Raw genomic sequence first — 20269 nt, forward strand, 5'->3', positions numbered from 1 at the left:
TGTCCTTAAGGTTTAACGGCATTACGGATCGCTTCGACCTCAGAGGTCTCCATACCCATTGCATTATCCACCTTAATTTCCTTATTGATCAGCTTCTGCTTCACTTCTTCAATCTTGGTCTGCAATTCCGCCGGGAATGCCGCTTTGTAGATTTCGTTCTCGGCAATGCCTACGCCGTCTTCCACGAAGCCAAGCACATCGCGTTTACCCATTTCAAGCGTGCCGTCCTGCAGTTTCTTCACTGCGCCAAGGATGGCCGAATCAATCTTTTTAATCGCAGAAGTAACGATCAGGTTGGCTTTCACACTATCCGTATCCTTCAGCAGCATCGCCTGGTCCGAATCGACGCCGATTGCATATTTGTTCTTTTCCTTCGCTGCATCGAAGATACCAAGGCCCGTACCGCCCGCCACGTTGAAGATAATATCCACACCCGAGTTATACTGGATCAGCGACAATTCCTTGCCCTTCGCAGGGTTCACGAAATCTCCGGCATAGGATACAGCTACCTTCACTTCCGGATCAACATACTGTGCTCCCTGAATGTAACCAACCAGGAAGGCATTGATGCCGGGAATGTCCATTCCGCCCAGGAATCCGATCACATTGTCCTTGTTGGCATTAGGCATATCAGACTGGGTAGCAAGCGCAGCCGCCGCCCCGGCCAGGAAGGAGACCTCATTGGTCGAGTAAGACATATTGTACATATTGGCAGGCGCTTCCTCGATGTCAGTATCATAGTTGATGAATTTTTTATCAGGATTCGCTTCAGCCGTTGCATTGAACATTTCTGTAATTTCCGAGCCGCCGGAGATAACAACATCCCAATCCTCAGCAGCGATATCATTAAAAGTCGGCTCCCATTTCGTCTTGTCAGCGCCCATTTCCACAACCTTCGTTTCTGCGCCAAGCTCGCTTTTCACCTTCTGCAGACCATTGTTCGCCGCATCAAAAAACGATTTATCCCCCAGCGTCCCCGGAATCAGCAGCACCACCTTGAGCTTGTCCCCCGCAGCCGCGCCGCCGCCTTCCGCATCCGTTCCCGGAGTTGCTGCCGCACCATTCCCGTTCCCGGACTTGTTGTTCCCGCACGCAGCGACCAGTACCATAACTGCCAGCAACATTAAAGTGAGCATTTTCTTTTTCATTTTCTAAGTTCACACCCCTATTTGTAATAGATCCATCCAGCTCAATAGCATAAAATCCCAATTACACGTTTTGTTGGTCCCTTCGAATCGGGCAGCATGAATAAGCGACTGTTGAAATTCTGAAATAAGCAATTTACTATGAAAACCAAACATTTCATGTTACATTTCGCTAAAAAACCGTAAAATATCCGAACAAGATGGCCAGTCCAGTTGAGAATCTTCGGTTTTATTGATAAGATCATATCAAATGAAAACATAAATATTTATATATTTTCGGTCATGTTTTTGTACGATTCGGCTAAATGACTATCAAGGGAGGCCTCATCATGGATCGTGTCCTATATATTGTAAATGCAGAACATGAAGCGGGTACCTATATCCCTCCGCACCAGCATGAGTGCTTCGAGCTTGTCTATTATATCCATGGTCAGGGCACCTGCAGCATCGGCCAGCGCAGCTATCACTTCCGGCCCTCTACCTTCGCCCTCATTCCGGCAGGCTTCAAGCATGACGAGAATCATCAGCCCAGCCCGGAGGTGCTGTTCGTCGGCTTTCACTGCGGCAATCCCGTGATTAATTCGCTGTCCGGTGTGTTTGACGACGATAAAGAGCACACAGTACTACAGACCCTGCAACGGATGAGCGCCGAGTTCAAGCGCAAGCGTGACGGGTTCAGCGAGCTGCTGAATCTGCAAATGAGTGAAATTACCGTCTATCTCCAGCGGCTGCTCAGCGCCTCCGATTTCCATTCCCCTGCAGAGGATCAGATGCAGTATGTGCTCAATTATATGAACGAGCATTACCGTCACAAGCTCTCGGTGGCTTCGCTGGCAGAGATGTCCGGCTACAGCTACGACCGCTTCCGGCATTTGTTCAAGGAGCGGTTCATGCACTCCCCCCACCGTTATCTTTTACTAAAACGCCTGGATTATGCCAAGTCGCTCCTCCTGCACAGCCAAATGCATATTTCCGAGGTCTCGGCTGCAGCCGGATTCGTCAACGATGCGCAGTTCTGCAATATGTTCAAACGGGAGATCGGCCTCTCCCCGCGCACCTTCCGCATTCAGAGCAGAGTCATATAGGGAATAGTCCCCTCCTGTCACAAGTAGCTTTTGTACACGAATCTTGCATTTGTTCACTGTTCAGGGGTCCGGCCTGTTCACTGTTGTAAGCTTGTTCCACTGTCCTGTTCATAGGCTGGAGCTTATAATCTTACTATGAACATTTAAGACAAAGGACAGTACCCGCAAGAATACACAGTGAGTTAGGGGGCTACTTGGATGAGACTGAACAAGATCGGTAATCAACGGGCACTGTACAGCAGACTGCTAGTCAGCATTACGCTTTGCGTCTCCTTAACCTTTCTGGTCTCCACCATCATTTATTACAACTACTATATCGGCGTAGAAAAGAAACAGACCTTCCAGTCCGACCTCGGCAACCTCACACAGACCAGCCGGGAGGTCATGAACATGACTGATGCTGCGCAATCGCTTTCTTTTCAAATCTACCGCAACAGCACCATCTCCAAAATTGTGTTCTACGATAAGCCGGACATCTACGATGTCACCGCCGCCATGTCCGAGCTGGGCAACTATCTAAGCTCTATGCCTTATATCGAATCCATCTATGTATATAATCCCAAGGGCGGGCAGCTGTATGTTGCCTCCTCCCATGGCCAGAACGGTGTGTATACCGAAAAGGAGCTGGTCGATACCTCCATTCTGGATATTCTGAGCCATTATCAGAAATATAAGGCGTTCACTCCTATTCCTAGAGTCTATTCTAACGGCGCACAGGAGAACGATCAGGTCCGGGCCTACACCTTCCTCTGTCTGGATGCCATCGGCTGGGACCGGGCGATTAATTCGGCAGTGATTGTGAATATTTCGGCTCCTTGGATTAACAAAGAGATCGCAAGCCCGGCGGATTCAACCAGCGCCACCTATATACTGGATGATCAGGGTGCCTTCCTGTCCAGCAACAGCCTGAAGCAGCAGGAGCTTACCCCGGAGGAAGCGGGATTCATCGAGCAGCGGATCAAGGGCCGGGAGGCCGGGTATTTCATCGCTCCCTTCGGGGGTGTGAACTCACTGATCTCTTATACGGCGCCGGACGATCTAAGCTGGCAGTATGTACGAATTACGCCATATGAGATCATTACGAAGCAGACCAACAACATCCGCAACACCACCCTGCTGATTGCAGGTCTTGTGCTGGTGGCCGGCATAGGCCTTTCCTGGATCATGTCCAGAAGCCTCTACCTGCCGATGAACCGGATTGTCAGCGAGATGCATATCCTGGAGACCGAGAAGCGCGACAGCATGTTCATGATCCGACAAAATACACTGCGTGACCTGATCCTCGGCCTGAAGCCGCTGCAGTCCATGCAACAGGTCGAGAAGCTGCGCCAGCTCGGCATTCATTTCACCTTCAATGATGATTACCGGCTGATCCTGCTGCGGATTGACCGTTACCGGGAGTTCCGGGAAGCCCGCTCGTCGTATCTGCTGGCCTCCAAGTTCGCCATCATGAACATCGCCTCCGAAATCTGCGGCCAGACCTACCGCGTGGAGACTGTGGATATGAACGATGACGGAATCCTGGTGCTGCTGAACATTATCGATCCCGTGGAATATACGGATACCGGACTGATCGAAGCCCTGCTCCGGCAGATTCAGCAGGCCTGCTCCGACTATCTGAAGATCAGCCTTACGCTGACCTACAGCCATATTGACCGTAATGCCAGCCAACTGCATCAGCTCTATCAGCAGGTCCGCGAGGCGTCGAATCACCGCCTGTTCTATGGACATGGCTGTATCCTGAATGCCCGGGATATCTGCGCCCTGGAGTCCAGCACTTATCATTATCCGGCCGACAAGGAGAAAAGATTAGCGGATGCGCTGCTGAGCGGTAAGCTGACGGACGCTGCCGAACAGTTCAGCGCGATGATCCGCGAGACAGAGGCCTTCCCTTACCAGACCGCGCAGTTAACCGTGTCCAGGCTCAGCGTCACTATAAGAGAGATCGTGAATACTATCCAGAAGCGTAATCGCTTACAAATCGATGGAGTGGCCGAGCTGCCCAGCCTTGACGCCATCGAGACGATAGACGAGCTTGAGGAGGCCTTCGCCGCCCTCTTCCATACCCTGCAGGAGCAGCTGGCAGGCAAAAAGAACACCAAGCAGCACGACCTCATCTGCCAGATCAACGCCATGATCAACGAGGATTACATGAAGCCTCATCTGAGCCTGAACCAGATCGCCGATGAGCTGGATATGTCACCCATCTATATCAGCCGCCTCTACAAGCAGCAGACCATGAACAGCATCGTCGATGTCATCCTGGAGGTGCGGATGCGTGAGGTGTGCGCCCTGCTGGAGAACACCGACCTGCCCGTCACTGCGATAGCCGAGCGCTGCGGCTTCACCAGCAGCTCTTACTTGCACCGGATGTTCAAGCGCAGCTTCGGTACAACACCTACCGATTATCGCCGGTTGAAGAGTGTGCGGATGAGTTAGGGGTTTATACAAACTAGCCTGATCAAAATGTTGCAGATACTGCAACCTGGAGACGTGATACTTAGCTTCTGTGTTTAATTGTTTCACCAAATGCAGCAACTCGCTCAAGTATCCGCTAACCCTAAGCGAACTGCTGCATTCCCTGCAACATTTCCTGCTCAGGCCCCATTTATAAAGTATAATGATGCAATTTGTGCAGGATTTCGTATTGGGGCCGCTTTTGTTTTTGCTTTGGTGGAACACCAAGCCCCGCAGTTGCCCTCCCCGCTTTGGTGGAACACCAAGCCCCGCAGTTGCCCTCCCCGCTTTGGTGGAACACCAAGCCCCGCAGTTGCCTTTCCCGCTTTGGTGGAACACCAAGCCCCTGCCGTTAGCTTTTCTGGTTTAGTGAAGCACCATGCACCTCAGGTGTCACTAACCCGCACATTGTCGAGATACACATATCATTTGAACAAACTCGGCCAGTCGAGATGTTGCAGTTAATGCAACTTGGAGCCCCTATCCTTAGCTATTTAGTTGAATTGTTGCACCAAATACAGCAACTCACCCAAGTATCAGCCGAATTCAAGTGAATTGCTGACTTTTCTGCAACAATTCCCACCTTGAGCCAGTTTTAGAGTGTCGAATGTTGCAATTCATGCAGGATTTTAGAAATTGAGTCGTTCCATGCTTTGGTGGAACACCAAGCCCGCAGTTATCTTTCTCGCTTTGGGGGGAACAACAAGCCCCCGCCGTTAGCTTTCCCGCTTTGGTGGAACACCAAGCCTGCCGTTCGCTTTTCTGCTTTGGTGGAACACCAAGCCAGTGTCTTGGCACCTTTCATTTTGCTCTGTCACGCTTTAGATGTGGAACAACATCAGCCCGTCTCCAGATCCATGGAGACGGGCTGATGCTCTTCCCTCCTGCCGCGGAGGCCGTAGGGCTGACGCGGCCCCGCAGCTGTGGTCCGGTTGCGCCTAGCGCTTAAACAGCGGAGAAAACGGAATGAATGTGGAGAAGCGGAGCGTTCGCCTTTGTGTCCGGATTTTCACCGCTAAGGTAAAATCAAAAAAATCCGGACACAACAGCGATCGGAACATCATTCCGTTTTCGGAGCGTCCACCCAAGCGTCCAAACGCCCCGCCACAGCAAAAAGCCCCAAAAGCCTTTCGGCTCCCGGGGCTCCTCTCATCTACTTAAGACCCTTTTCAGCAACATAAGCCTCCCACTGCTTCGTCCACTCCGCCTGAATTTTCTCCAGGCCCGCCTGCTTGGCCTTCTGCATGAAGGTCTCCAGGCCCTTATCCACATCATCTACCAGTCCGGCCTCCAGCGGGAACAGGTACTGCTTCTCTACCTGTTCTAGCGCAGCCTTTTCTGCCTGATAGGAGCTGTAGTCCTCGGCGAAGCCCAGGAACAGATCCGGCTTCTGGATTTTATCCAGCTCATCAAAGATCGCCTTGACCCCGTCAAAGCCCTTGTCGAACAGCATATACTCTGGATTTCTCCACGCCCAGCCGTTCATGCCCTCACGAGTGAAGCCATTGGAGGTACTGGTGCCGACCAGCTTGTAATAGCCGTCTTCCACCGTGTAGTTCTTGCCTTCAATGCCGTATTGCGTCAGCTGATTATAGCGTTTGTCCAGCACCATCTTCTGATAGAAGGCCAGTGCCCGTTCCGGGTTCTTGCTGCTCTTCGGAATCGCGAATCCGTTGTGAATCGGATGGACCGGAGTCGCATAGCCGGTAGTCAAACCAAACGGAGAATAAGCCATTTCCCAATCCGGGTGAGTCGTGCTGATCTTCATCTTCATATCATTGAAGCGGTTAGGGTTGTCTCCGAACATACTGGCGGCTTTGCCGGAAGTCATCGGGTCCTGCATCGTATCCTTGATGTTCAGCACGTTCTTCGGAATGAAGCCCTTGTCCGCCCAGCGCTTCATCGTCTTCAGCTCTTCCTTCTGCTCCTCCGAGCCCCAGTAAGAGTAGACCGTTCCCGGGGAATCATACTTCACACCCATCCCGTAAGGGAGCGCGCCGATCATCTTGTTCAGCTCCGTATAGATGTAGTGCAGATTGTTGCCCACATCACTGTTCAGGGACATCGGCATCATGTCCGGCTCATTTTTGACAATGCCGTCCATGTAAGCCTCGTAGCTGGCCAGATCCTTCGGCACGGGAAGATCGTACTTCTTGCGCAGATCCTCGCGGTAGACGAACCCGTTGGTGACATACTCCTTGAAGGTCGCCGGAACCGTGTAGATTTTACCGTCAACCTTAACGTCCTCCCACATCTGCTCCGGAACGAACTTCTGCAGCTCAGGAGCCGCCTTCGGAAGCAGGTCATCCAGCGGCAAGAAGGCACCGCGCTTCGCATAGGATTGATATTGAGTCCAGTCTGCCGTAAAAATCAGATCAATCGCCTGCCCGGAGGACAGCAGCAGCTTGTACTTCTGATCCCAGTCCGTCCAGCTCGTGAAGTTGAACTTCACCGTGGCGTTCAGGTCTGCCTCAGCCATTTTGTTGACTTCAGCCTGGATGGCCGGAAGATCCTTAGGAGCATCGCCGAGCATATAGAATTGCAGCTCCACCTTCTTCGAGGTGTCGATCCCGGTGTCCGCTGCCTTCGCCGCTCCCTCTGATGCAGCCGGTGTGCCTGCGTTGCCGTCCTTCCCGGCACTGCTGCCGGTGTTGCCATTGCTGTTCCCCCCGCCGCAGCCGGCCAGGAGCGATAGAGCGAGCAACCCTGTTGTAAGCGTAGCCAAAGATCGTCTGCCTGCTTTCTTTCTCATGAATGAACCCTCCTAGAATTTTTTGTAAGCCCAGGCTTCCCTGATGCTCCTCGTGCAGTTCTCTCCCCGGAAGCATACCGCCCTTGTGTGTGACTCTATGTTAGCCGATATAGCAGCTGTACGGTAAAGGTACAATCTGCCACACGGTTCTAACCTTTGACCGCTCCGATCGTCAGCCCCTTCACGAAATAACGCTGGATGAACGGATACAGGAACAGAATCGGCCCCGTGACCACAATGGCCATCGCCATCTTGGTGGATTCTGTAGGCAGATCGCTGCCTAAGCTGACCCCGGTACCCGCGCCCATATTGGCGATGAAGGAAGCCGAGTTGATGACATTATACAAATGGAACTGCAGCTGATACTTATGCGGATCATTAATGAACAGCGACGAGGAGAACCAGTCGTTCCAGTAAGCCAGTGCGAGGAACAGACCTACGGTAGCAATCCCGGGCATCGAGAGCTGCAGCACAATGCGCCAGTATATTTTGAAATCCCCCGCCCCGTCAATCTTGGCCGATTCGAACAGCTCCTCCGGCACCGCCGAGCGGATGAAATTCTTCATCAGAATAATCAGGAACGGCGTCATCAAGCCGGGGAAAATCAACGCCCCATAAGAATCGGTCAGATGCAGATACTTAGTAATCATAATGTACCAGGGCACCAGCCCCCCGCCGAACAGGGTCGTGAAGTAAATATAGAACGAGAAGGTATTGCGGTATTTGAAATCCTTGCGGGCCAGCACATAACCGGCCATTGTCATGAAGAACAGTCCCAGTGTCGTCCCCGTCACCGTAGTGAACAGCGTCACCCCATACGCCCGCAGCACCTCATCAGGGAAAGTGAATACCGTCTTATAGCCCTCCAGCGAGAACTGCGCCGGGATGAAATGATACCCGTCCTTGATGATGGACTCATTAGCCGTCAAGGAAGCCGAAATAATCAGCAGGAACGGAATCAGACAGGCTAAGGAGCCCAGTATAATTACCGTATAAGCTACTCCCTGCAATAGCCTGGTGTACGAGTCGTCTTTGATTTGCATACTCTTTCTCTCCTTCCGCAGCAGGTTCCGCACAACCTAGAACAAGGCGTAATCGTCATTTATTTTACGGATGATATAGTTGACCGTCATAATCAGGATGAAGCCGAACAACGATTGATACAGGCCGGCCGCCGTTGCCATCCCGACATCGAAGGTCACCTTGAGCGAGCGGAACACGTACGTATCCAGAATATCCGTTGTATTGTACAGCACCCCGTTATTTCCAATCAGCTGGTAAAAGAGGTCAAACTGCCCCTTCATAATACTCCCCAGCGAGAACAGCAGCAGCATGACGAAGGTCGATTTCAGCATCGGCACCGTGATATACCAGATCCGCTGGAAAATGTGGGCACCGTCAATTTTGGCCGCTTCATAATATTCCTCGCTGATACCCGTGATGGAGGCCAGGTAAATGACCATGCTGTAGCCGAGATTTTTCCAGAGATAAAAGAGAATGATCAGGAAAATCCAGATGACCGGATTATTATAGACATCCACAGGATTCGCCCCGAATTGCGTCAGCAGCGTATTCAAGAAACCGTTATCATAATTGAACACATTGTAGACGATAACGCTTAAGATAACGAACGATACGAAGTACGGCAGGAACATGACCGATTGGGTCAGCTTCTTGAACCATTTCACCCGCAGCTCGCTAAGCAGAATAGCACAGATAATCGCCAGCACATTCCCGAGTAAAATAAATGCCAGATTGTAGCCGATCGTATTGAGCGTAAGCTTCACCAGCGTGCCGGACTTCCAGAGAAATTCAAAGTTCTTCAGCCCCACGAAGGGAGCGTCGAACAGCCCGGAATTGAAGTCGAACTGTGTGAACGCATAATAGACCCCCACCATCGGAAAATACGAGTTAATTAGAAAGAACAACAGCGTAGGCAGCAGCATCAGGAACAGAATCCGGTTATGGACCAGCTCATGCACGAAGCCCTTCTTCTTTTTCTTCCGGGTACCGGAGTCAAGCTGCGGGGACAGCCCGCTTGTTCCCTTCAGGGGAAACTGGGCGACAAGCGGCATACCGGTCTTGCGTTTGCGGTGTCTCAAAGCCTTCACTCTCCTATGCCTATAGATAAGTTGCCGCGTCACTTGGTCCGAAGCCTCCGTCCTTGATGGCCCCTATAGCTTCGTTAAGTCCAAGTGTATGACTTGTATGACCTGAGTATAGAAGAAGCCTCCTGCGGCTGAACAGTGAAGCTTCGGGATATTCCTGTACATTACGGCTAACCGCACTGTGCACTTATCATACATTTGTGAAGTAATCGCAAGTTCAACGCAAATAAGCCCCCGGAATACTCCTTAAGGAGAAGAATCCGGGGGAATTCGGATGGTCGCGCAGGACCTATCCGTAGCCTTACGATTTAAACTTGCCTGTAATAAATTATAGGTGATATACTCTGGAAAATGTACTAATTCTCCAACCTAAACTTTCAATATCCAAACTTTTCTTCAGGAGGCCAGCCCATGAACCCGCTTCTGTTCCGCATCCCTCCCCTGCCGCATTATATAGCCAGCGGCCTCAATCACTGCCAGCCCGGCTATCAGCACCGGAGCCGCCAGCAGATCAAGGTATTTGATTTGCTCATTGTCCAGCAGGGATGCCTGTATATCGGCGAGGAGGAGCAGCGGTTCACCGTGAAGGCAGGCGATGCCTTGATCCTGCGCCCCGACTGCCACCACTTTGGAACCGAAGGCTGCAAGGAGGAGACGGCCTACCACTGGCTCCACTTTCAGACCTTCCATGACCGGTCTGCCTCATCCATAGCAGGATCCGGTCCCGGCAACCCGAACGAGACTGCAGGAGAGCTTCCCGCATCTCTATTCGATATCAGCTCCTTCAATCTGGCGTTATCCCAGTTTGTTAACTTGCTTCTGCCGGACAGAGCTTACGAGGTATTGGAGCAGCTCACGCAATTGCAGGCCACCGCCCACCTCGAAGCCGTCCGCTTCCGGCAGCAGCTCCTCTTCCAGGACCTCCTGCAGCAGCTGGCCGCTTCTGTGAATCCGGAGCACCGCAGCTCCCAGACCACCCTATGTGCCGAGCAGGCCGCCTCCTATCTCCGCACCCACTACCGTGAAGAGATTACAACCGCCATGCTGGGAGACAGCCTCAACTTCCATCCGGTATATATTGCCCGATGCATGAACAAGGTATATAGCTGTTCACCCATGGAATATCTGCTCCGCTACCGGATCGGACAGAGCAAGCTGCTGCTGATGCAGACCAGCTTCCCGATCGCCCGGATTGCCGAAGAGGTGGGCTTCAACCAATCCTCCTACTTCAGCTCCAGCTTCATGAAGCTGGAGGGATTGTCGCCGCGCGAATACCGGCAGCGGTTCTCATGAAACAGGCCATCAGCGAAGCTTGCGCTGATGGCCTGTTTCTCTATGATTCTTACGCCTCCGGCAATGCCGCCGTCAGCGTGAATTCGAATTCCAGCTGCTGACCCGCTGCGATCCGGTATTCCGGATGCACCGGCGCTCCCCAGCTGTCATCCCCGCCCACACCCATCTGCTCTGCCGCGAGGGTGACAACCGTATAGTGCACCTGAGGCAGCTCATAAGTATGTGCTGCCTGCTCCAGCTCGAACGCTGTATACGGTGACAGCGTACATTCCAGAGGCTGGCCTGCAGCCGCCTGAACCTGCAGCCCATACCCCCGGCTGTCCGTGATGCTCACCTCACGGACACCCGTCCGGTTGCCGGATTCCTGCGGCACCAGATACGGTGACGGCAGCTCCGTCACCTTACGCCGGAAGCGGATGAGCCGCGCTCCATATGCGCGGTCACTGTAGTTCTCTTCCGGTCCGCGGGCATACCACTCGGAGGCCTCGTAGTCTGCCGACATCCGGAAGGATACTGCCACCACCGGTACATCCGGTAAGCCGTCTGCCCCGTCATAGACCATACGGACACGGACGCTGCCGTCGGCATGGACCGTGTATTCAATCCTGGTCTTCAGCTCACTGCTGATGCTGAAGGCATAGTCGAAGCTGACCGTAGCCCGGTCTGCTTCGGTGTGCAGGCTGACCGCCGTACACTGGCGGGCTAGACTTGCCGCGAACCAGCCGCCGGCATGGTAGCCCAGCGCAGTCCCCTTATCATTGTCGGTCGTTGCCCGCCAGAACAGCGGAACCGGCGGAGTCGCAATCATCTCACGCCCCCCATAGCAGAGCGACACCAGGGAACCTGCCTGTTTGGAGAATAACGCCGTGAAGCCCCGGCCGCTCACCCCAATGTTCACATCCCCTTCAATGACGCCGAACTCCGCTGCCGCAGGCAAGAGCGCCGCTTCCCCGCCTGCTGTTATTCCGGCCGCTTCTACGCGGAAGACATGCTCTCCATAAGCGGTCTCGAACCCCCGCTCCGCCCATAGCTCGGCTTCCTTCAGCACCAGACCTACAGCCAGAGTATACTCCCCAGGAGCTGCTGACACATCCGGCAGTTCCAGCGCAATCCGCGCCTCCTCCTGCGCAGCCACATGGATCTCCTTCTGCCCCTTGAAGATCTCCCGTCCCTCTCTCAATAACCGGAACTCCAGCAACAGCCGCTCCGTCCCTTCGAACAGATTGCCGTTGATCACCGTCACCGCGTCCCGTTCAGGAACCAGCCGGATGTTCTGGTAGAGGAACTTCACCTCTTGCATCTTCGGCGTGATCGTCCGGTCAGCGAAGACAATCCCGTTGCCGCAGAAGCTGTAGTCCGTTGGCCGGTCATCGAAATCCCCGCCATATGCCAGATACTCTTCACCGTAACGGTTCTTGGCTACCAGCGCCTGATCGATGTAATCCCAGATGAAGCCGCCCTGATACAGCGGATAACGGCTCTCCAGCTCGATATATTTATGGAGTCCCCCTACCGAATTACCCATAGCATGCATGTACTCACAGCTGATATAAGGCTTATCCGGCTGATTCTCCAGGTATTCTACAATATCGGCGGGCTTGGCATACATCCGGCTCTCCATATCACTGCTGTCATTATATTTGCGGTTATGGAAGACTCCTTCATAATGCACCAGCCGTCCCGGATCAGACTTGCGGAAGTAATGGGACACCTTCAGAATCACCTCGCCCGCATACGATTCATTGCCGCAGGACCAGATCAGGATCGACGGATGATTTTTATCGCGCTCCAGCATCGATACCGCCCGGTCCATGACAATCCCCTCCCACTCCGGCTTATCCCCGGGGATGTTCCAGGACGGCTCAACGGCGCCCATCTTCTGCCACGAGCCATGGGATTCCAGATTCATCTCATCAATCACATAGACCCCGTATTCATCACACAGCTCATACCAGAGCGTCTGATTCGGATAATGCGAGGTCCGCACCGCGTTGATATTGTTCTGCTTCAGGATGATGATATCCTTAATCATATCTTCCCTGGAGATGTTCCGGCCTGTGCGGGGGTTGAACTCGTGGCGGTTGACACCTTTGAACATGATCCGTTTGCCGTTCAGCAGCATCAGCTTGTCCTTCAGCTCGAAGGTGCGGAAGCCCGCCCGCTGCACAATTGCCTCCACCAGTTCCCCTTGGCTGTTATATACAGAGATACAGACGTTATACAGGTACGGATTCTCGGCGCTCCACGGGAACACCTTGCCTGCCTCCACGCTTAGATCCACCTTGCCCGCCACAGCCCGTCCTTCTGCTTCCGCTACCACAGCACCTGCCGCATCCTTCAGCTCCACCCGAATCACAGCCTCAGCCTCAGTTGCCATGCGAAGTTCAGCCGTTAGCTTACCTTTCTCATAGGAAGCATCCAGCCCCGCCTGAATCCGCAAATCCTGTACGTGCAGCTCAGGAACCGTATACAAATACACCTCACGAAAAATCCCCGAGAACCGCCAGAAATCCTGATCCTCCAGCCAGCTCCCCGTACAGCGCTGATAGACCTCAACCGCGAGCTTGTTAGCTCCTTCCTGCAGATAAGGTGTCAAATCGAATTCCGCAGGGGTGAAGCTGTCTTCACTGTAGCCGACGAAGTGCCCGTTCAACCAGACATAACAAGCCGCCTCCACGCCCTGAAAAGAAATAAAGACCGGCCCCTGCTCCATAGTCGCCGGAACCTCAAAAAACTTCACATAGCTGCCCACCGTATTACTGCTCACCGGAATCTCCGGCGGCCTTACAGCATCCAGACCATCCCACGGATACATCGTATTCGCATATTGCGGCCTGCCGTACCCCTGAAGCTGGATATGACCCGGCACCTGGATGTCCCCCCAGCCGCTCGTATCATATTCCGTCTTATAGAAATCCTGCACACGGGCTGCCACATTCACCGCATAACTGAATTTCCAGTCTCCGTTCAGAGAGTGGCGCAGCGCCATGGGGGCTTGTCTCTCCGCTTCCTCCATCGTTTTATAATAGCGGTGATCCGAATGCGCTTCCAATCGGTTCACCTTAAATACAGATACATCACTTAGCCAATCCAGATTTGGTTCATTGCCTGACATTATAGTGTCCTCCTTCATCTTCTTGAAGTGAATCTGTTCCTTATTCTACCCAAAGTTTGCCCCGGCTCCAAGAAGCGGATCACAACTTCGGTGCAGATAACTTACTTTTCAGGTGGTTTTATGATTTCCAGAGGCTTTCGCTTCATTCTCCAATGATGCAAAATAAGCAATCTTATGGTCAATCTTCCGGGCAAAGCTCTGAAAGAACTTGATCTTCTCATCGATATGCTGTTTATGCTCCTGCAGCAGTCTACGCTGGTCGGGCAAGGCTTCTCTGCCTTCCTGCGAGAGCGCGATGAATTGCTTAATATCCGCTATAGCCATTCCGGTATCCTTCAGGCAGCAGATTAGCGAGATTAGCTCCAGATCCTCATCATTGAAGCAACGATTACCGTTCACATCCCTTGCCACAACCGGCAATACACCCTCCCGTTCGTAGTAACGCAGCGTATATTGGCTCAGTCCGCTTTTTTGTGCTATGGTTTTGATGCTGTATCCCATCATGCAGCTCCTTTCTGCCAACCATGGCTGGCTTCACCTATATGTAAAGGTAACACCAATCCGTTTCTATGAACAGCCACTCTATGATTCTATTGACTTACACCTAACTCTAAGGTCTAAGCTAACACTATACCTTCATTTAAGGAGTGAATGATTAATGGTAAAAAGAATTAATGTAGCTAACGGTACACTTGAGGTTTCCGAGATTTCACTCGGCTGTATGCGGATCGCTGATTTGTCTCCCAAAGAGGCTGAAGTCCATATCCACAGCGCCCTTGAGGTGGGCATAGACTTCTTTGACCATGCGGATATTTATGCTGGTGGTAAAGCGGAGGAAGTATTCGGTAACGTACTGGCTGCAAATCCCGGCATGCGCGACCGGCTGATGATTCAGGCCAAATGCGGCATCCGTAACGGCTTCTTCGACTTCTCCAAAGAACATATTGTGAGTTCAGTAGAGAACAGCCTGAAACGGCTGCAGACCGATTATGTAGATGTCCTTCTCCTTCACCGTCCCGACACCCTGATGGAGCCGGAGGAAGTGGCCGAAGCCTTCGATGATCTGGAGCGCAGAGGGCTCGTCAAGCATTTTGGCGTCAGCAACCAGAACCCGCTACAGATTGAGCTGCTGAAAAAGAACGTCAAGCAGCCCCTCCTGTTCAACCAGCTTCAGCTCAGCATCATGGTTACCGGCATGATAGATTCCGGCTTCAATGTCAATATGACCAATGCCGGTTCCGTAGTCCACGACGGCGGAATCCTGGAATACAGCCGCCTGCATGATATGACCATCCAGCCATGGTCGCCGTTCCAATACGGCTTCTTCGAGGGCGTATTCCTCGGCAACGAGAAGTTCCCTAAGGTGAACGAAGTCATTAACCGTATCGCCGCGGACAACGGAGTAGCCGACACCGCGATCGCCATCGCTTGGCTGCTCAGACATCCGGCCAAAATGCAGCCGATTGTCGGCACCACCAACACCGCACGCCTGCTCGACATCGCCAAGGCCTCAAGCATCACCCTCAGCCGTGAGGAATGGTACGAGATTTACCGCGCAGCCGGGAATGTGCTGCCTTAACGAAGATAGCCGCAAAACACCGCCACCTTTAGACGAAAGAGTCTAAAGCCTGGCGGTGTTTTTTTAACTATCTCGCGATTGGGCTTGCTTTTTTACCCATCCTGGAAATTCCGATCCAGGCTAACATCAATACGATCTGAGCCAGAACGACCAGCCACAAGACTTCTGTGTACCCACCTATAAGGCAAAATATCGTATTAACCAAGGGGAATCCTAAGAAAGTGAACATGATCGGAAAATCTTTTTTGGGAGTGATTGAATAATTAGCCTTCCGGTCCCAGAACTTTAGGAAAGCTAATGCTAAAACTCCAATTGTAATGACAGAAAGTACAATCAAATTAACCCATTGCATATTAGAGGTTCTTTCGAAGAACGGCCCCATATAGTTAAAGAAGTTAGATAAAGGTGAGAACATACAAGCCAATGACGCAAGGGCCGCCAGAAACGGATAGATGTAACCCACGTTTTTACTGTAGCCTTTCTTTTTATGCCACCATTCACCGATCAGGATAAAGACTGTCCAATATCCCGCGATATAAATCCATCCTGTAAAATTCATCACCGGTTCCCCATAGATTTGAGGTTCACCGGCCAGCGGATAATAACTCCATCTTGCAATGGTTCCATCCATGGTCTCAAAAATCTGTTTAACGGCCACCGGGTCGAGTGAAAAGTCAAACACCATCGCACTTAATCCCGTAATAAACGGTTTCGTCCAGGACGGTATATTTACAGACTTTAGAACACGCAAAGTGGAATAGATGATCAGAAACTCAATAATAGGGACAGTAATTGGTATGTTAAATAACATTAAAATACTGCGCCCATAGGCGTAGAACCCTTCCCCAAGCGATGAAGCAGTAATTTCAAAAACGGCGGCGTAAAAGAACACAAAACCTATAAATTGCAGTAAAACCGTTTTGGGATGTGTTTCCTTATCAAGGATATAGAACACCATTAGGACAGCAGCAATTAAGACAAGAATGTCTTGAATAACCCATACAGGCACTACAGTTATACTACCCATTTTCTTCCTCCAATTAATTTAATTTGAATCGAACGTTTAAATAAATTATAATGTCATCATGTTAGTTAAACAACAGGCTGTTCGTTTGGATTATGTTAGTTACCATACAAATCATATTAGATTTGTTCATTAACCATTTTATTATTTTAAATTAGGAGGTTACGATGGCAGACAAAAAAACAGATCACCGGGTGAGATATACAAAAATGGTTATTAAAGAAAGCCTGTTGAAGCTGATGACAGAACGGTCTATCAATAAAGTTACCGTGACCGACATTTGCAGCGAAGCAGGGATTAACCGCAACACCTTTTATTCACACTATGCGAATCAGTTCGAGCTTCTTTCTACGATCGAAAATGATCTTTACGAAGAAATTAAGCAACTCGGGATGAGTTCTGCAAGCCCTCAAAAGCTGTCTTATGAATTATGTAAGTATATAAAAGCGAATAAAACGATATGTGAGGTTCTGTTCTCCGAAAATGGCGATAAAGAATTATTGGAAAGAGTCCTTTATATCAGCCACGATTTAACCATTGAGCGCTGGAAGCAGGAATTGAAATATTTCGATCCCCAATTATTTGAGTCCTGGTATACGTTTACCGCTCATGGCAGTATCGCCATTATTAAAAAGTGGGTGAGCAGTGGTCTGAAGGAAAGCCCGGGTAAGGTTGCAGCTTTTATTGATAAAGCAACCGAGGCAGTATCCAAAGCATTTTATTCCGAAGAATTATAATTTAATAAAATAAAGCGGTCCCTCTTTTTGAAGGCCGCTTCTCTGCTCTTTTTCCAATCATTTCATTCCTTATTCATTACTCATTCCGATTGCTCTGATTGCTCTGATTGCTCCTTTACCTTTTGTATAAGTGCGGTCTCTTGAGCGGAAAGCTCCTTTAAAGTCATATAAATCGGCTCTACAGGTATCATCACAGCACAGCTTGCGCTGAGTCCTAACATCATATTGAGGTAAAATTGGATTTTCTTTTTCTCGCGGGCAATTTGCTCTAATTCTGAGAGACCCGAGTTTTTTTCTTCATTACCTGATGCTTCCTTCCGGTTCGAATTAAATATCTTCATTTCCATTAAACTTCCCCTCGGAGTATTCTTCGGCGCGCGCCAACAAATCACTCATGAATTTCCCAATCGTCTGTATCTCAGCTTCTGAATAAGATTCAATAAACTGGTAAAAGCTGTCTTCTTTCGCTTGATGCATCTTTTGGTGCAGTTGATAAACCTGTCTTCCCTTATCCGTTAAGCTAAAATAAATCTCCTTCCGGTTGTTATTTAGTTGATTTTTCATAATGAAGCCTGTTTCCAACAGCTTGGAACTAATACTTGTAATGCTTGCTTTGGACAGATTCATTCTTTTGGTAATTCCGGTATGATTGATCGGCTCATGATCACCAATGCAATCAATAACATGCACACTGGTAATATTATTGGACAGCATATCGATCTGAAGCTTTTTGGCTTGCTCACGAAACAGATTAATTTCATGTTCTGTATATAATTCATTCAAATGCAGCATTCTGATATATTGCTCATAAAGGTGACCTTTAGAATGATTTTGAAATTCCACTTGCCGGTTCTCTCCTCTCTTGTACTTCATGCAGACCATGGTCAGAGGCAGCAATCCATTGCTTTTCTTTTTGTTCACCACTGAACAAAATTATATTAACACGACTGATATTGAGAATCAATATCATTTTCATCTTTTCAAGCCGAATACTATCTGCTATAATTCAACCAAAGTACCAAACATCCTACGTTTGCAAAGGAATGATATTATTGTTAGCTCAGACTCAACGTTTAACCTTGGTGGAACAGGTGGCCTACCAGATCCAAGAGAAGATCGAAAGCAGCGAATGGCAAGTAGGGACGCGTATTCCTCCAGAGCCGGAGCTAATGGAGCAGCTTCAAGTCAGCCGTAATACCTTAAGGGAAGCGATTCGGGCTCTAACCTATGCAGGTCTGCTCAAGACCAGGCAAGGCGATGGAACTTATGTCTGCTCCTCCAGTGTTTTGGGGTCAGTGATTAGAAAAGTGATTCAGCATACGGATAAGCTTGAGAGCCTGGAGGTCCGCTATGCACTGGAAAGAGAAGCTGCTGCCCTGGCTGCGCTCAGGAGAGGCGAGGAAGACCTGGCTGCACTACGGACATGCCTGGACCAGTGCAGACAAGCTGCCGTCCAGCAAGATCTTGAAGCTTATGCCCACTGGGATGTGGAGTTTCACAAAATGGTGATAGCCGCTTCACACAACCAATTGATGGCGAATTTGTACAATCATATTTCCGAGGCGCTGCAGAACATGATTATAGAAATGAAGGATTTGAAAAATGTGGATTTTTATCTTGACTCTCATGCCCTGCTCTATCAAGCTATTGCCAATCAGGATGGTCATCAAGCGGAAGAGGCTGTCCGTTCATACATTGAAAAGACCCGTACACAGGAGGAACACATATGAGTTCACCAGAACAATTGTTTAACAAACAGGATGGAATATCCAGAACCGGCATACGCAAGCAAGCGACTGTCTGGTTCATGATTATAGGAATTATTTTTATCGCAGCGAATTTGCGTGCCCCCCTCACATCAGTGGGACCCTTGGTCAGCCTTATTCGGGACAACGTGAATATTTCAAATACATTAGCAGGCCTGATTACCACAGTACCACTAATTGCATTTGCCTTGTTATCACCTTTTGTACCCAAATTAGGCCATAAATATGGTATAGAACGAATTATCCTGATTTCTCTTATTTTTTTAGTCATCGGTATTGCTGTCCGGTCGTTATCCGGAGCAGCGACTTTATATGTTGGAACTGCAATTCTGGGATTTGCTATTACTATATGTAATGTATTACTTCCCAGCCTGATTAAACGGGAATTTCCGCAGCAAATGGGGATTATGACAGGCGTTTATTCGGTTTCCATGAATCTATGCGGGGCAATTGCTTCCGGTATTAGTATTCCCTTAGCTGTAGGAGCAGGCATGAACTGGCAAGGTGCCCTGGGAGTATGGGGAATACTTAGCTTCATCTCCATTCTCTTTTGGATACCGCTGCTCAAGACTCCAACGAAACCCGCCATTATTAGTAACAGCACAGGTAACAACCATCAGGTTAAAATATGGCGCTCCCCATTAGCTTGGCAGGTGACTCTGTTTATGGGAATACAATCAGCCGTTTTCTATGTGCTGGTAGCCTGGCTGCCTGAAATCCTAAAAGAGCAAGGCATCAGTTCAAGTCAATCCGGCTGGTTTCTCTCGGTTATGATTATGGCTTCCCTCCCCTTTGCATTTATCGTTCCAGTTATGGCAGGGCGTATGGCTAACCAGCGGTCCTTAGTGGTTATTACAACAATCCTACTTTTGATCGGGACACTTGGGCTTCTCTATAGCAGTATCCAACTGCTTCTGTTGTGGGTGATTATTCTTGGCATTGGAGCGGGCTTTGCCTTTGGCTTGTCTATGATGTTTTTCGGCTTGCGCACTCAAAGTGCCCATCAGGCGGCGGAATTATCCGGCATGGCCCAATCCATCGGATATCTGCTGGCAGCCACCGGCCCGGCGCTGATTGGATACCTGCATGATGCCACTCATAGTTGGAATGCTCCACTCCTGATCTTGGTTGGCGCTTCTGCCCTACTCGGTATCATTGGTCTAGGTGCAGCCAGAAATCAATTTGTGGGTTCGGCGGAGTAAGTTTAT

At 50.3% G+C, this 20269-nt stretch carries 16 protein-coding genes; 7 read left to right on the top strand and 9 right to left on the bottom strand.

The genetic code is table 11. The annotated features are described in order from the left end of the window. Positions 1-5: 5 nt before the first annotated feature. Positions 6-1148, bottom strand: a complete 1143-nt coding sequence (locus MKZ07_RS18255) for a BMP family ABC transporter substrate-binding protein (RefSeq protein WP_341026994.1) — start codon at positions 1146-1148, stop codon at positions 6-8. A 326-nt stretch (positions 1149-1474) separates the two neighbouring features. On the opposite strand from MKZ07_RS18255, the gene MKZ07_RS18260 reads away from it, so the two are divergent. Together MKZ07_RS18260 and MKZ07_RS18265 are read left to right on the top strand one after the other, a co-directional pair. After that, the gene (locus MKZ07_RS18260; protein ID WP_076085625.1) at positions 1475-2230 is read left to right on the top strand and encodes an AraC family transcriptional regulator; all 756 of its coding nucleotides are present in this window, start codon (positions 1475-1477) and stop codon (positions 2228-2230) included. Between the two features lie 198 nt (positions 2231-2428). Further along, positions 2429-4669 (top strand): AraC family transcriptional regulator, encoded by a 2241-nt coding sequence (locus MKZ07_RS18265; protein ID WP_341026997.1) that lies wholly within the window; start codon positions 2429-2431, stop codon positions 4667-4669. 1171 nt (positions 4670-5840) lie between these two features. Here MKZ07_RS18265 and MKZ07_RS18270 read toward each other — a convergent pair. From MKZ07_RS18270 to MKZ07_RS18280, 3 genes are all read right to left on the bottom strand, one after another. Then, the gene (locus MKZ07_RS18270; protein ID WP_036700396.1) at positions 5841-7439 is read right to left on the bottom strand and encodes an extracellular solute-binding protein; all 1599 of its coding nucleotides are present in this window, start codon (positions 7437-7439) and stop codon (positions 5841-5843) included. 149 nt (positions 7440-7588) lie between these two features. Continuing rightward, positions 7589-8482 (bottom strand): carbohydrate ABC transporter permease, encoded by an 894-nt coding sequence (locus MKZ07_RS18275; RefSeq protein WP_036700398.1) that lies wholly within the window; start codon positions 8480-8482, stop codon positions 7589-7591. 36 nt (positions 8483-8518) lie between these two features. Further along, on the bottom strand, positions 8519-9385 hold the full coding sequence (locus MKZ07_RS18280) for an ABC transporter permease (RefSeq protein WP_339314977.1): 867 nt from the start codon (positions 9383-9385) through the stop codon (positions 8519-8521). A 573-nt stretch (positions 9386-9958) separates the two neighbouring features. On the opposite strand from MKZ07_RS18280, the gene MKZ07_RS18285 reads away from it, so the two are divergent. Beyond that, positions 9959-10840, top strand: coding sequence for a helix-turn-helix transcriptional regulator (locus MKZ07_RS18285; protein ID WP_341026998.1), 882 nt, complete (start codon positions 9959-9961; stop codon positions 10838-10840). A gap of 49 nt (positions 10841-10889) precedes the next feature. Here MKZ07_RS18285 and MKZ07_RS18290 read toward each other — a convergent pair whose 3' ends face one another. Together MKZ07_RS18290 and MKZ07_RS18295 are read right to left on the bottom strand one after the other, a co-directional pair. Continuing rightward, a complete protein-coding gene (locus MKZ07_RS18290) occupies positions 10890-13955 on the bottom strand; it encodes a glycoside hydrolase family 2 TIM barrel-domain containing protein (RefSeq protein WP_341027001.1) in 3066 nt (1021 codons plus the stop codon). A gap of 108 nt (positions 13956-14063) precedes the next feature. Beyond that, positions 14064-14456 carry a MerR family transcriptional regulator gene (locus MKZ07_RS18295; protein ID WP_036700403.1) on the bottom strand — a complete coding sequence of 131 codons (393 nt, stop codon included), beginning with the start codon at positions 14454-14456 and terminating at the stop codon, positions 14064-14066. 157 nt (positions 14457-14613) lie between these two features. Between MKZ07_RS18295 and MKZ07_RS18300 the strand changes: the two genes are divergently transcribed. Next, positions 14614-15534, top strand: coding sequence for an aldo/keto reductase (locus MKZ07_RS18300; protein WP_076161078.1), 921 nt, complete (start codon positions 14614-14616; stop codon positions 15532-15534). A 67-nt stretch (positions 15535-15601) separates the two neighbouring features. On the opposite strand, the gene MKZ07_RS18305 is transcribed toward MKZ07_RS18300, so the two are convergent. Next, a complete protein-coding gene (locus MKZ07_RS18305) occupies positions 15602-16561 on the bottom strand; it encodes a carotenoid biosynthesis protein (RefSeq protein WP_341027011.1) in 960 nt (319 codons plus the stop codon). A 164-nt stretch (positions 16562-16725) separates the two neighbouring features. On the opposite strand from MKZ07_RS18305, the gene MKZ07_RS18310 reads away from it, so the two are divergent. Continuing rightward, positions 16726-17295, top strand: a complete 570-nt coding sequence (locus MKZ07_RS18310) for a TetR/AcrR family transcriptional regulator (RefSeq protein WP_218639663.1) — start codon at positions 16726-16728, stop codon at positions 17293-17295. An 80-nt stretch (positions 17296-17375) separates the two neighbouring features. Here the strand turns inward: MKZ07_RS18310 and MKZ07_RS18315 are convergent, their stop codons facing one another. Further along, positions 17376-17642, bottom strand: a complete 267-nt coding sequence (locus MKZ07_RS18315; protein ID WP_235218556.1) for a hypothetical protein — start codon at positions 17640-17642, stop codon at positions 17376-17378. Continuing rightward, on the bottom strand, positions 17623-18138 hold the full coding sequence (locus tag MKZ07_RS18320; RefSeq protein ID WP_036700409.1) for a MarR family transcriptional regulator: 516 nt from the start codon (positions 18136-18138) through the stop codon (positions 17623-17625). The genes MKZ07_RS18315 and MKZ07_RS18320 overlap by 20 nt, the downstream gene beginning before the upstream one ends. 209 nt (positions 18139-18347) lie before the next feature. Here MKZ07_RS18320 and MKZ07_RS18325 point away from each other — a divergent pair, with 209 nt between their 5' ends. Further along, positions 18348-19025, top strand: a complete 678-nt coding sequence (locus MKZ07_RS18325) for a FadR/GntR family transcriptional regulator (protein WP_036700411.1) — start codon at positions 18348-18350, stop codon at positions 19023-19025. After that, positions 19022-20263, top strand: coding sequence for a CynX/NimT family MFS transporter (locus MKZ07_RS18330; protein WP_341027018.1), 1242 nt, complete (start codon positions 19022-19024; stop codon positions 20261-20263). The genes MKZ07_RS18325 and MKZ07_RS18330 overlap by 4 nt, the downstream gene beginning before the upstream one ends. Positions 20264-20269: the final 6 nt, after the last annotated feature.

This window comes from Paenibacillus sp. FSL P4-0338, assembly GCF_038002365.1.
In the GTDB taxonomy this organism is placed as follows: Bacteria; Bacillota; Bacilli; order Paenibacillales; family Paenibacillaceae; genus Paenibacillus_AQ.

Coding starts and splice junctions, on each gene's coding strand:
- MKZ07_RS18315 (WP_235218556.1), bottom strand. CDS start 17,642: ATGGAAATGAAGATATTTAATTCGAACCGGAAGGAAGCATCAGGTAAT.
- MKZ07_RS18260 (WP_076085625.1), top strand. CDS start 1,475: ATGGATCGTGTCCTATATATTGTAAATGCAGAACATGAAGCGGGTACC.
- MKZ07_RS18255 (WP_341026994.1), bottom strand. CDS start 1,148: ATGAAAAAGAAAATGCTCACTTTAATGTTGCTGGCAGTTATGGTACTG.
- MKZ07_RS18295 (WP_036700403.1), bottom strand. CDS start 14,456: ATGGGATACAGCATCAAAACCATAGCACAAAAAAGCGGACTGAGCCAA.
- MKZ07_RS18275 (WP_036700398.1), bottom strand. CDS start 8,482: ATGCAAATCAAAGACGACTCGTACACCAGGCTATTGCAGGGAGTAGCT.
- MKZ07_RS18310 (WP_218639663.1), top strand. CDS start 16,726: ATGGCAGACAAAAAAACAGATCACCGGGTGAGATATACAAAAATGGTT.
- MKZ07_RS18285 (WP_341026998.1), top strand. CDS start 9,959: ATGAACCCGCTTCTGTTCCGCATCCCTCCCCTGCCGCATTATATAGCC.
- MKZ07_RS18270 (WP_036700396.1), bottom strand. CDS start 7,439: ATGAGAAAGAAAGCAGGCAGACGATCTTTGGCTACGCTTACAACAGGG.
- MKZ07_RS18280 (WP_339314977.1), bottom strand. CDS start 9,385: ATGCTGCTGCCTACGCTGTTGTTCTTTCTAATTAACTCGTATTTTCCG.
- MKZ07_RS18330 (WP_341027018.1), top strand. CDS start 19,022: ATGAGTTCACCAGAACAATTGTTTAACAAACAGGATGGAATATCCAGA.
- MKZ07_RS18305 (WP_341027011.1), bottom strand. CDS start 16,561: ATGGGTAGTATAACTGTAGTGCCTGTATGGGTTATTCAAGACATTCTT.
- MKZ07_RS18300 (WP_076161078.1), top strand. CDS start 14,614: ATGGTAAAAAGAATTAATGTAGCTAACGGTACACTTGAGGTTTCCGAG.
- MKZ07_RS18265 (WP_341026997.1), top strand. CDS start 2,429: ATGAGACTGAACAAGATCGGTAATCAACGGGCACTGTACAGCAGACTG.
- MKZ07_RS18290 (WP_341027001.1), bottom strand. CDS start 13,955: ATGTCAGGCAATGAACCAAATCTGGATTGGCTAAGTGATGTATCTGTA.